This window comes from Hoyosella altamirensis (assembly GCF_014191505.1).
Taxonomy (GTDB): domain Bacteria; phylum Actinomycetota; class Actinomycetes; order Mycobacteriales; family Mycobacteriaceae; genus Hoyosella; species Hoyosella altamirensis.
In genome coordinates, this window is record NZ_JACHWS010000001.1 from 70,746 (window position 1) to 82,996 (window position 12,251).

Sequence of the window (12,251 nt, forward strand, 5' to 3'; positions counted from 1 at the left end):
CTCGACAGTGAGGGCATCGGCAATGCTGGACAACGTGCGGCGCGCCGGCCAGGTCAAAGCGCCTCTTCACACTATTGGAATGTCACGATATGAATATGAAGCCGAAGATTCTGGTTGTCGATGACGATGCGGCCCTCGCCGAGATGCTCACGATTGTGCTGCGGGGTGAGGGATTCGAGCCGTACGTGATCGGAGACGGCACTCAGGCTTTGAGCGCGGTGCGTGAGATTCGCCCGGACCTGGTGCTGCTCGATCTGATGCTGCCAGGAATGAACGGGATCGATGTGTGCCGAGTTCTTCGAGCGGACTCTGGCGTTCCGATTGTGATGCTCACTGCGAAGACGGACACTGTCGACGTTGTGCTTGGACTGGAGTCGGGCGCCGACGACTATGTCATCAAGCCATTCAAGCCGAAGGAACTCGTGGCTCGTGTGCGCGCTCGGCTGCGCCGCCGCGACGATGAGCCCGCCGAGCTGCTCAGCATTGGCGACATCGAAATCGATGTCCCCGCGCACAAAGTAACGCGGGAAGGCGAGCAGATCAGTCTCACTCCGCTGGAGTTCGACTTGCTGGTGGCGCTTGCCAGGAAGCCTCGGCAGGTCTTCACCCGTGAGGTCCTTCTGGAGCAGGTGTGGGGCTACCGCCACGCGGCAGACACCCGCCTGGTCAATGTGCACGTGCAGCGACTGCGTGCGAAGGTCGAGAACGATCCCGAGAAGCCCGAAGTTGTGCTCACTGTGCGAGGAGTTGGATACAAGGCCGGACCGCCGTGATCGGGCGCGCCCGAACGCGGCGCAAGATCAATGGTCGGACGACCAGATGGGTGCGCCGTATTCGCGCCACCGGTGCACTACTCGCACGATGGTGGCGACGCTCCCTGCAGCTTCGAGTTGTTACGTCAACGCTTGCGCTGTCACTGGTAGTTATTCTTGTGCTCGGGTTCACTCTGACGAACCAGCTCACCGAGAGGATGCTGGAAGCCAAGATTGCTGCGGCGGAGCAACAGATTGAATCCGCGCGACAGACTGTTGAGCGTGAACTTGCCGGGGCGGGGGATACCACGTCCCGGCAAGGGCGTCTCAATAGCGCGCGGTCGGCACTGAGCTGGCAGGAAGAGACTGAGCAGACATCGGGCGGCGCGGGTCAGTTCAGCCCCGTTCTGATCGCTGACGCCGATGCTTCATCGCCTTTGATAACGAGTGGTCAAGCTGAACAAATCCCCACCTCTCTGCGTGATTACGTTCGTCAGGGCCAAGTAGCCCGGCAGTACTCGACAGTTCAGAATGCTGCGGGAGCTCAAGTCCCGGCGCTGATCATGGGCAGTCCGACTGCATCGGACATCCCGGCGCTCGAGCTCTACCTGGTCTTCCCACTCGAGAGTGAAGAGCGCAGTCTCGCGCTGATGCGCGGCACCATCGTCACCGGCGGCGCGGTGCTGCTGGTCCTGCTTGCTGCTATCTCGCTGCTTGTCGCGCGCCAAGTCGTGATGCCCGTCCGCTCGGCTGCTCGGGTGGCCGCCAGATTTGCCGAAGGCCGGCTCAAGGAACGGATGCCGGTACGTGGTGAGGATGACATGGCGCGGCTTGCGATGTCGTTCAACGAGATGGCGGAAAGCTTGTCGCGGCAGATCACGCAGCTAGAGGAGTTCGGGAATCTCCAGAAACGATTCACGTCAGACGTCAGCCATGAGCTGCGTACGCCGCTCACGACGGTGCGCATGGCCGCCGATGTGATTTACGACAGCCGGGATGACTTGGACCCCATGCTTCAGCGGTCAGCGGAACTCATGGTGCGCGAACTGGATCGGTTCGAGGGGTTGCTCGCAGATCTTCTCGAGATCAGTCGTCACGACGCGGGCGTTGCGGAACTGGCGGCGGAGCAAATTGACGTTCGGTCGTGTGTCCAAGCCGCGCTAGCGACCGTAAAGCATCTCGCGGCGGATGCGCGGACCGAACTGATCGTGGACATGCCCGACCAGTCAGTCGTGGCGGAGGTAGATCCGAGGCGAGTCGAGCGTGTGGTGCGGAATCTTCTCGCGAATGCGATCGATCATGGTGAGGGCAATCCCGTACTGCTGCGAATGCGCTCAGACGGTGAGGCGTTTGCCGTCATTGTGCGTGACTGGGGTGTGGGCCTGAAATCTGGGGAAGAAAAACTGGTGTTCAACCGGTTCTGGCGATCGGATCCGTCCCGCGTTCGCCGCTCAGGCGGCACTGGGCTGGGTCTCGCGATCAGCGTCGAAGATGCGAGGCTGCACAACGGCAGGCTCGAAGCCTGGGGTGAACCTGGCCATGGCTCGTGTTTCCGGTTGACCTTGCCCGTCGTGCGCGGGCGACGGATCACTGGCAGTCCACTTCCGCTGCGACCTGAGCCCGGTGATATTGCGCTTCCTGAGGTGCCCTTCATTCAGTCGTCCGAGTCTCCCGCCGACAAGTCACAGGACAGCGAGCCGCATAGTCCCGGTGGCACGATGGACAGCGAAGCGATGATGAGCGGACCGCGGGGAGCGGGACGGGAGAGCAGTCAGTGAGTGACTCCAGCGCTGCACGTCTCAGGCAGCCCAGGGCGTGGAGCCCGGCGGCCCAGCGTGCTGCGCCACGACATTCACGCACCGTCCACGTGATGGCTGTGGTCATCTCGGGCATCTCGGCCGGGGTTTTGCTGTTGAGTGGGTGCACGGCGCTGCCGACACACTCACAACCGCAGGCGATCGGCGCCATCCAGCACAATCCTGCGGAGACTGCAGTCCCTGAACCCACCCCGGGTATTGACGCTTTCCCGCTCGTCAGGGAGTTCATCAAGGCCAGCGCACAACCGGCGGGCCGTCATGCGGCGGCGCGCCAGTTCCTCACAACGGAGGCTGAGAGTCGCTGGAATGATAGTGCGAGCACCACGATCGCCAATCGTGTCGATGTGCTCTCCGAGGGGCTGAGGTCAGAAAACACGGCGACCTTCATCGTGCGTGCAGAGAAAGTGGGTCAGCTGAGCCCAGACGGGGTGTTCACCGCGGAGGAGGGCACGGTAGAGACGAAGATCTCGGTGGTACGTGTCGACGATGAGTGGCGGATCGACGACCTGCCCAGTGGAGTGATGATCGAGCGGCCGCACTTCCTCAGCCATTACGAACGTCAGGCCGTCTATTTCCTCGACCCCACCGGACGTCGCCTCGTCCCCGATCTTCGGTGGGTGGCGGTGAACCCCGAACAGATCGTGCCGCAGTTGATGGCGATGCTGATGGACGGCCCGTCGACGAACCTCGCACCAGGAGTGACGAGTCAGTTCTCGGAAGAGGTGCGGCTTCGGGGGCCGATCACGAAAGCTGATGGGCGCACCACACAGGTAGGCGTGGGGCTCGGTGGAATCAAAATGGATCTTCAGGGGCTTGCCGCGACGGGTGCCGAGGAGCGTCGCCGACTTGCGGCCCAGATAATCTGGACGCTCGATCACGCGGACGTGCCAGGGCCTTACGTGATCGAGGCAGACGGTGCCCCGCTTGACGAATCGCTGCCGACTGGCTGGACGCGCCAGGATGTTGCGTCGATGGACCCGAACGCCGCAGCGTCGGCTGATGTCGGTTTGCACGCGATCTTCAACGGAGCACTCGTATCAGTGACAGATTCTGCGGTCAGTCCTGTGCCTGGGACGGCTGGGGCCCTCGACTCACTGGATTCCGGCTCGATTTCGCACGACGGCAAACAAGTGGCGGTGATCACGCGCAACGAAGATTCCGAGGGGAGCGCGTATCAACTCTTGATCGGCGCTTACGGCGGCGCGCTGACCGTGGCTGCTGAAGGCAGTTCGATAACCAGGCCGAGTTGGTCAGCGAGCGACAACTCGCTGTGGGCGGTCATCGATGGCGACACGGTGATTCGTGTCGTCAGGGAACCGGCCACCGGAGAACATTCAGCGCTCGAGGTCGAATCGGGCGCTATTGCGGGACTGCAGGGCCAGATCACCAGCTTCCGTCTCGCTCCGGACGGCGTGCGTGCGGCACTGATCGTGGGCGGGAAGGTCTATGTGGCGGCTGTAGCGGAGCCACGCCAGGGGCTGCATACGCTCCTCAACCCGAAGCCCGTAGCGCTGAACCTAACGGACACTGCAGTCGCTCTTGACTGGGGAAGTACTGACTCTCTGCTCGTTGTGCGCAACTCGTCCGAAGCGCCGGTGGCCAGGGTGACAGCGGACGGCTCCCGCGTCGAACAACTTCCGCGTGGGAATCTGTCGCCGCCAGTGACGGCGGTCGACGCTTCACCGACAACTGAGTACGTCACCGACAGCAGGGGGGTCTTGCGACTGGGTCAGGATGAGCCCGACGGTGAGCGATTCTGGCGGGAAGTTTCTCGACTCATGGGTGTGGACGCGAAACCCATCCTGCCGGGCTGAGCGTTCTCCACAGGTGCGCCCCCGGACGACGGTTTTCCACAGTTAAAAAATTTCCCGTTGTGACACCCCCTGGCCAGCCACGATCCTGAGAGCATGCGTGCATTACTCGACCTTGTCCTGCCAGCGGAGTGTGGCGGGTGCAGTGCCCCCGGGCTGGTGTGGTGCGGCCAGTGCGCTGAGGTCGCCTTCGGCTCCCCTCGCCTGTGTAACCCCAGATCCGACCCCGGCGTTCCGGTCTGGGCGCTTACGCGCTATCGCGGCGCCGCGCGTGAGCTGATAGTCAATCTCAAAGAGCGTGGTCGCTCGGATCTCGCAGCGGTTGCGGGGGCCGCAGTGGTGAGCGGGATTGAGACTCTGAGACAGGAAGGTGAGCTTGATCCCGCACAACTGGCTCATCTCTTACTGGTGCCGGCCCCTAGCAGGTGGCTCGCCGCGCGCAGACGTGGCGGTGACCCGATTGCGTCAATCGCGGCACACGCCATACGAACATTGCCCGACGAAGCGGCTTCCGTGGTGAAAGCACTCCGCTTCACGCGCGGCGTGAAGGACTCGGTAGGTCTTACTGCTTCACAGCGTCACCTTAACGTGGCGGGGCGCGTACGGATGCGTCAGCGATTCGCGTCCCAGCTTTTGCCCAGTTTGAGCAGACCCGCGTCTGCGGTTCTGCTTCTCGATGATGTGGTCACGACGGGGTCGCTGCTCACGGAATCGGTGCGGATCCTGCATTGCGCGGGCGTCCGGGTTAGCGGGGCGCTTACGTTGGCTAGCGCTTGAGGGGCCGTGAAAAGAGGGTTCCCTGCGTTTGGTGAGGCACTAGATCTAACGGGGCGCAAAGTGAAACTGCTTCTAGGCAAATATCCCGTGACATTTCTGTTGTAATGGTGGCAGAAAAGGAAACGGCGTACTACCGTCGCGAACACAGCCCGTTGCACCGCATGTAGGGGAGGTGAGGAACATCGATCCCTCGTGCCGGGTGCTGATATGGGAGTCTCCCGGCACATTCGCAATGCAGGTCGATGCCGTGTAAGCGCGCATCGGCAGATTCTGGGAGGTACAGTGTCGACCGTTCCACAAGCGGATCTCGTGAGAGCCCGCAATGGCGAAACCGAACGTCTGTCCGAGCAATCTGATTCGCTCCACGCCGATATCGTGGTGAAGGGGCGCAACGTAGAGGTCCCCGACCACTTCCGAATTCACGTGGAGGAGAAGCTTTCTCGACTCGAGCGTTTCCATCCGAGCGTTTACCTCTTCGACGTTGAGCTCCACCACGAGAAGAATCGCCGCCAATCGAAGACATGCCAGCGGCTCGAGATCACAGCGCGAGGGAAGGGCCCGGTTATCCGAGCCGAAGCCTCAGCGGAGAGCTTCTATGCCGCCCTCGAAGTCGCGGTGGACAAGCTTGAGAGCCGCTTCCGGCGCTTCCGCGACCGGCGGAAGGTTCATCATGGCAGCCGCACACCGATCTCGGTTGCTGAGGCCACAGCTGCCCTCACTAACGCGCAGCCGCCGCTGCCGAATCTAACTAGTGAAACCAAAGCTGCTGAATCAGCCAGCGAAGAAGCTGAGGAAGCCGCGACCAAAAACGGAGCCGAGTTCGCTGAGGACGAATACCCGGGCCCCGGGCACATAGTTCGTACCAAAGTGCACCCGTCGCAGCCGATGACTGTTGACGACGCGCTCTCTGAAATGGAACTTGTGGGACACGACTTCTATCTCTTCCACGATGTCGAGACCGACAGTCCGTCGGTGGTCTACCGGCGTCACGCCTTCGACTACGGTTTGATTAGGCTGACGTGACGGGAAGGGACGGATTCGCGTCTGCGTCCTAACATGGAGTCCGGCTGGGTTTCGCCTAGCCGGACTTTCCATGGCGGGGCCAGTCCAGGCCGGGCCCGCCATGCGGGCGCTCCCCGACGCGGGTGGGTGCCCGTCACAACGACGATTGAGGGAATCTGTTCATGCTCTCGAAGCTGCTGCGAGTCGGCGAAGGCCGCCTGGTCAAGCGACTCAAGGTCATTGCCGACCACATCTCTACGCTCTCACCCGAGGTAGAGAAGCTGACCGATGAGGAGCTGCGCGCAAAGACTGACGAGTTCCGGCGCCGCCACGAGTCAGGCGAGTCGCTCGATGACCTGATGCCGGAAGCTTTCGCCGTCGCCCGCGAGGCATCATCGCGGGTGCTTTCGCAGCGGCACTTCGACGTCCAGGTCATGGGCGGCGCCGCACTTCATTTCGGCAACATCGCCGAAATGAAGACCGGCGAAGGCAAAACGCTGACCTGTGTGCTTCCCGCCTACCTCAACGCGATATCCGGTAAGGGTGTCCACGTCGTCACGGTCAACGACTACCTCGCGAAACGTGACTCGGAGTGGATGGGCCGCGTTCATCGATTCCTGGGGCTCGAGGTTGGCGCAATCTTGTCGGGCATGACGCCCCAGCAGCGTCGCGACGCTTACCACGCAGATATCACCTACGGCACGAACAACGAGTTCGGCTTCGACTACCTGCGCGACAATATGGCTCATTCGCTGTCGGACCTCGTCCAGCGCGGACATAATTTCGCAGTCGTCGATGAGGTCGACTCAATCCTCATCGATGAGGCTCGGACCCCGCTCATCATCTCGGGACCTGCGGACGCCTCGTCGAAGTGGTACGCGGAGTTCGCCCGTCTTGCCCCGCTGATGAAGAAGGACGTCCACTACGAGGTGGACATCAAGAAGCGGACGATCGGCGTTCACGAAGCGGGTGTGGAGTTCGTCGAAGATCAGCTGGGTATCGAGAACCTGTATGAGGCAGCGAACTCACCGCTGGTGAGCTACCTCAACAACGCCATCAAGGCGAAGGAACTGTTTCAGCGCGACAAGGATTACATCGTCCGCGACGGTGACGTCATCATCGTTGACGAATTCACTGGACGTATCCTCACCGGACGCCGCTACAACGAGGGCATGCACCAGGCCATCGAGGCTAAAGAGAAAGTAGAGATCAAGGCGGAGAATCAGACTCTCGCCACGATCACTCTGCAGAACTATTTCCGCCTTTACGACAAGCTCTCCGGCATGACGGGTACGGCACAGACCGAGGCTGCCGAGTTGCATCAGATTTACAAGCTCGGAGTGGTGCCGATACCGACGAACAAGCCGATGATCCGTGCAGATCAGCAGGACCTGATTTACAAGTCAGAGCGCGCGAAGTTCGAGGCCGTTGCGGACGATATCGCGGAGCGTCACGCCAAGGGCCAGCCTGTTCTCGTCGGCACGACGAGTGTCGAGCGTTCTGAGTACCTGTCCGAACAGCTCCGCAAGCGCAAGATCAAGCACAACGTACTCAATGCGAAGTTCCATGAGCAGGAAGCCCAGATCATCGCCGAAGCCGGCCGGCTCGGTGCCGTGACTGTGGCAACCAACATGGCCGGCCGCGGTACGGACGTGGTGCTTGGCGGCAACCCCGAGATCATTCTGGACGTCGAACTCCGCAAGTTGGGACTCGACCCAGTCGAGGCCCCCGAGGATTATCAGGCCAAGTGGGATGAGCGAATCGAGGAGTCGCGCGCCGAAACCGCCGCGGAAGGGGACCAGATCCGTGAGGTAGGCGGCCTGTACGTCCTCGGCACGGAACGGCACGAGTCACGACGGATCGACAACCAGTTGCGCGGCCGTTCCGGCCGACAAGGTGACCCCGGCGAATCACGGTTCTATCTGTCTCTTGGCGACGAATTGATGCGCCGCTTCGGGGCGGTGGAAGTGATCATGTCCCGCTTGAATCTGCCGGATGATGTGCCGATCGAGTCGAAGATGGTATCTCGGTCGATCAAGTCGGCCCAGACGCAGGTCGAGCAGCAGAACTTCGAGGTGCGCAAGAACGTCCTCAAGTACGACGAGGTCATGAACCAGCAGCGCACCGTCATCTACGAGGAGCGCAACCGCATTCTGCGCGGCGAGAACCTCGAGGGTCAGATCAGTCACATGATCACCGATGTGATCACCGCGTACGTCAACGGTGCGACCTCGGAGGGGTTTGCGGAGGACTGGGACCTCGAGCAGTTGTGGAGCGCTCTGAAGACCCTGTACCCGATTTCCGTCAGCTGGCAGGAACTCGCAGGCGAGACGGAGATCGGTGACCGCTCCGACCTGACACGCGAGCAGTTGCTTGATGCCGTCCTCAAAGACGCGCACGCGTCGTACCAGAAGCGTGAAACGGACATCGACGCGATCGCCGGCGACGGCGGAATGCGGGAGCTGGAACGGCGAGTTCTCCTCCAGGCGCTGGACCGTAAATGGCGCGAGCACCTGTACGAGATGGACTATCTGAAGGAAGGCATCGGTCTGCGCGCGATGGCGCAGCGTGATCCCCTCGTCGAGTATCAGCGCGAAGGTTATGACATGTTCGCCGGAATGCTCGAAGGTCTCAAGGAAGAGGTTGTGGGCTTCCTGTTCAACGTCGCGATTGAACAGCCCGGCCAGCAACAAGCTGCCACACCGGCGTCAAGCCTGAGCGGCGCTGGTGCGAGTCCTCTCGCCCAGGCTGCTGCCGCTTCGCGCGCTCAAGGCGCGCCCGTGGCTGCCGGGGCGGGTGTGGGAGCGGCGTTGCGGGCTCGTGGGCTCGAGGATCAGCGTTCCCCGCAAGGTCTCACCTTCTCAGGACCGTCAGAACAGGGCGGAACCGAGGTACGGCGCGACGATGGCACAGACGCAGAGAGCGGCAACCGGAAGGACCGGCGCGCATCTCAGAAGGGCCGCAAGAAGGCCGGTCGGCACCGCCGCTAGCGATTGATGTCCGTGCGCAGAGCACGTGCACTCGTGGTGTGCACGTGCTCTGCGCACGTGGATGTGTGTTTCACCGGACTACCCGCAACGAGGTGCAGACCCACCGGGGTGGAACTCCAGGCGCCAATTCAATCTTTGCGGCGATCGCGAACACCCGATCACCCCGTTCGCAGGTGCAGAACGCCTCCGTCGCCATCGAGCTGACCGGCCGTACATGTACACGGAGTAGTCGCGCATTGCCGACAGTGCCGCGTAAGTCGTTTCTGCGCGAAATCGCGCCCACCTGATCGACTATTAGCCGTGTCGCGCACTGGGACAAGTGTGTGACTGGCCTGCGCCGGTCGAGGATCTCAAGTGTCATGCGAAACAATGCGCTGGCGGCGGCATGAGCGCCGCCGGGCGGCGATACACGGCGTGCGGGCGGCAAGCCAGCGCGTCGCTGCCGCGGCTGTGAGGACCCTGCGCATCGCTGGGCATCCTGAGTGGGTGCTGCAGGGCTTGAGGCTGGGTTCTGCTCGGCTGATGGTGGTTCAGCGGGGACGACCCGGCGGACGCTGAGACCTGTCGGGCATGGCCGACTCGATGGCTCCCGGCCTCGTGCGATGCTCGACTCCGCGACACTGGGGGAGTCGGTGTCGAGCGAAACGTGGCGGCTCAAGATAGATTCCTCTCCGTAGAAAAGCATGCGTCTGCCTGCGGTATCTCCGGGAGAGGACGGAGCGCGCCGCCAGTCTAGCGTGACCAGGTCGGTAGTGCCGCTTTTGTACGTATTGAGCTCAGTACGAGTAATATTTCCGCAGGGAAAACAGTTTGCGCGAAACGCGGTAATCTGTGGTGCATCATCTTGACGAGAGCTCATGTGAAGGGGACAACAGCTTGGTGACGGTGTGGGTGCACCGCCACGTCGGGGGCGTCACGATCGAAGTGAGTGTGCTGAAGGCGGGGAGTGCCGCGGCGGACGGGCCGTATGAGTCGAGTATGCGCAGCCAACGTGGGGAGGTGGCGCGGCAGTGATGAAGCTGTCCAATCTCGATTCCGCTTTCTACTATCTAGAAGACAGCACCACGCCGATGCATGTCGGTACGCTAGCGATCTTCCGCACTCCACAGGAGGGGCTTGATTACGACAGCCTGCTCAATCTGGTGGAGGAGCGCATCGGATTAGTGCCCCGGTACCGGCGGCGTGTCAAAGAGGTAGCGCGGGGGCTGGGCCGCCCCGTCTGGGTAGATGATTCTGATTTTGACATCACTTATCATGTGCGCCGCTCGGCGCTTCCGAGGCCGGGTGGCGACGATCAGCTCCACGACTTGATCGCACGGCTCATTTCGCGGCCGCTCGACCGGACTCGTCCGCTATGGGAGATGTATCTCGTAGAAGGACTTTCAGAGGGGCGTGCAGCACTCTTCATCAAGTCGCATGAGGCCCTCGTTGACGGCATCGAGAACATGGAGATCGGGCAGGTCATTTTTGATCGCAAGCCGCGCCCGCCGGAACTCGCGGATGACCTGTGGATGCCAGAGCGCGAGCCTAGTGATGCCCGATTGCTCGCGGGCGCGGTGATGGACTTGGTGTCCCGCCCTCGTGAAGCTGCTGACACACTGCGGCTGGCTACGAAGGACGTATCCACGACGGTCACGAAGGTTGCACAGGGCGCCGGCAAGCTCGCGTCCATGGTGTGGTCTGCGGCAAGCAACGCTCCTACGAGTCCACTGAACGTGACGATCTCAAGGAACCGCCGCTACGCGGTCGCGGCGGTGATGCTTTCCGACTTCCGGCGGATCCGGGCGCGCTATGGGTGCACTGTCAACGACGTGGTTCTGTCTGTGCTTACCGGTGCCCTTCGGAACTGGCTGGTTTCGCGGGGCGAGCCCGTTTCTGCGTCGACGACGGTCCGCGCGCTGGTGCCGATGGCGGTGTACCTGGAAGGCGCACCTGAAGGGCCTGACTCGCGGAAGAAACTATCTTCTTTCATGATCGACCTGCCGGTCGGCGAGGCGAATCCGATCGTCCGGCTGTCACAGGTGGCACACGCGACGGAAGTGCATTCCACCTCAGGCCGTTCGGTCGACGCGGGGACACTCGTGCAACTGAGTGGGTTCGCGCCGGCCACCCTCCATGCGTTGAGCGCGCGCGTCGCCAGTTCCTTCTCACAGCGTGGGTTCAACTTGATCATCACTAATGCGCCTGGTCCGCAATCACCGCTTTTCTCGGCCGGCGTCCAGATGACGGAAATGTATCCGGTGCCGCCGCTCGTCAAGAACCAGGCGCTGTCTATCGGCGTAACGTCTTACGATGGTCGCATCTACTTCGGCTTCAATGCGGATCGTGCCGCTATGCCCGATGTCGATGTGTTCGCTGCGATGCTTGGAGAGTCTCTCGACGAGTTGCGCGAGGCATGTAGCTAGATGGCGAAGAGCCAGGCAGTGACACTGTGGTTGCCAACTGGTGCACTGCGAGGCTGACACCGAAAAGGCGGGTTATGCGCATTTATGTTCCAGTCACTCTGCGTGGGGTGCAGCAACTGGTCGAGCAACGCGAGCTGTTCCCGCTCGCGGGGCGGGCATTTGCGGTCACACCTGCGCTGCGTGAAGCGTATCGCTCCGGCGACGATGACGAACTTGCGGAGGTCGCGATGCGCGATGCCGCACGGGCGTCTCTCCGGCTACTCGCGGCGGAGGCGGAAAGCGGCGCCCAAGCTGATGTGCGGTACCGGCGCGCGGTGATTGCGGCCGACGTCGACGACGGCGAGGTGACACTCCGGTCAGATCTTGACGACGCGGTCGTGTCGGTCAGTTCGGCCATCACGCTGGAGCAGGTCGCGTCAGCGCACATCGATCTCGCCGACGCAGAAGAGTCTGTGTCACGTGCCGCGGCAATCATCGATGAGGCAGACCTGGGGGACAGTGAGGCGGAGTTCGTTCTAGGCGATGCCGAGGACCATGATCTGGCCTGGTACGCCACGCAAGAACTGGGGTTCCTCGTCGAGCTGCTGTGACAGAGTGAGTTAGGTCTCATCGCTTCGGTAATGTCGCGGCCCGGAACGTAACCTACGTAACCGTAACCTACGAGCGCTGGGGTCCGTAGGGTAGCGGATGGTGAAAG

9 protein-coding genes are annotated in these 12,251 nt (G+C 62.1%); 8 read left to right on the forward strand and 1 reads right to left on the reverse strand.

Features of this window, described 5'->3' with window-relative positions:
* Nucleotides 1-95: 95 nt before the first annotated feature.
* The 6 genes from mtrA (at nt 96) to secA (ending at nt 9,149) form a co-directional block, all read left to right on the forward strand.
* Nucleotides 96-773 (forward strand): MtrAB system response regulator MtrA, encoded by a 678-nt coding sequence (gene mtrA / locus FHU29_RS00365; RefSeq protein WP_041451199.1) that lies wholly within the window; start codon nt 96-98, stop codon nt 771-773.
* Complete coding sequence (gene mtrB / locus FHU29_RS00370; RefSeq protein ID WP_083962349.1) at nt 770-2,530, forward strand: MtrAB system histidine kinase MtrB; 1,761 nt, start codon at nt 770-772, stop codon at nt 2,528-2,530. The genes mtrA and mtrB overlap by 4 nt, the downstream gene beginning before the upstream one ends.
* A 92-nt stretch (nt 2,531-2,622) precedes the next feature.
* Nucleotides 2,623-4,383 (forward strand): MtrAB system accessory lipoprotein LpqB, encoded by a 1,761-nt coding sequence (gene lpqB, locus FHU29_RS00375; protein WP_064440661.1) that lies wholly within the window; start codon nt 2,623-2,625, stop codon nt 4,381-4,383.
* A gap of 93 nt (nt 4,384-4,476) precedes the next feature.
* Nucleotides 4,477-5,157 (forward strand): ComF family protein, encoded by a 681-nt coding sequence (locus FHU29_RS00380; protein WP_064440662.1) that lies wholly within the window; start codon nt 4,477-4,479, stop codon nt 5,155-5,157.
* A gap of 309 nt (nt 5,158-5,466) precedes the next feature.
* The gene (hpf, locus tag FHU29_RS00385; protein WP_064440763.1) at nt 5,467-6,180 is read left to right on the forward strand and encodes a ribosome hibernation-promoting factor, HPF/YfiA family; all 714 of its coding nucleotides are present in this window, start codon (nt 5,467-5,469) and stop codon (nt 6,178-6,180) included.
* A 161-nt stretch (nt 6,181-6,341) separates the two neighbouring features.
* Nucleotides 6,342-9,149: a preprotein translocase subunit SecA gene (gene secA / locus FHU29_RS00390; RefSeq protein WP_064440663.1), complete on the forward strand. Its 2,808-nt coding sequence runs from the start codon at nt 6,342-6,344 to the stop codon at nt 9,147-9,149.
* Nucleotides 9,150-9,219: 70 nt separating this feature from the next.
* Here secA and FHU29_RS00395 read toward each other — a convergent pair whose 3' ends face one another.
* Nucleotides 9,220-9,807 carry an Rv3235 family protein gene (locus FHU29_RS00395; RefSeq protein ID WP_157095148.1) on the reverse strand — a complete coding sequence of 196 codons (588 nt, stop codon included), beginning with the start codon at nt 9,805-9,807 and terminating at the stop codon, nt 9,220-9,222.
* A 355-nt stretch (nt 9,808-10,162) separates the two neighbouring features.
* On the opposite strand from FHU29_RS00395, the gene FHU29_RS00400 reads away from it, so the two are divergent.
* On the forward strand, nt 10,163-11,554 hold the full coding sequence (locus FHU29_RS00400; protein WP_064440665.1) for a WS/DGAT/MGAT family O-acyltransferase: 1,392 nt from the start codon (nt 10,163-10,165) through the stop codon (nt 11,552-11,554).
* A 74-nt stretch (nt 11,555-11,628) separates the two neighbouring features.
* A complete protein-coding gene (locus tag FHU29_RS00405; RefSeq protein WP_064440666.1) occupies nt 11,629-12,144 on the forward strand; it encodes a DUF6912 family protein in 516 nt (171 codons plus the stop codon).
* Nucleotides 12,145-12,251 lie beyond the last annotated feature (107 nt).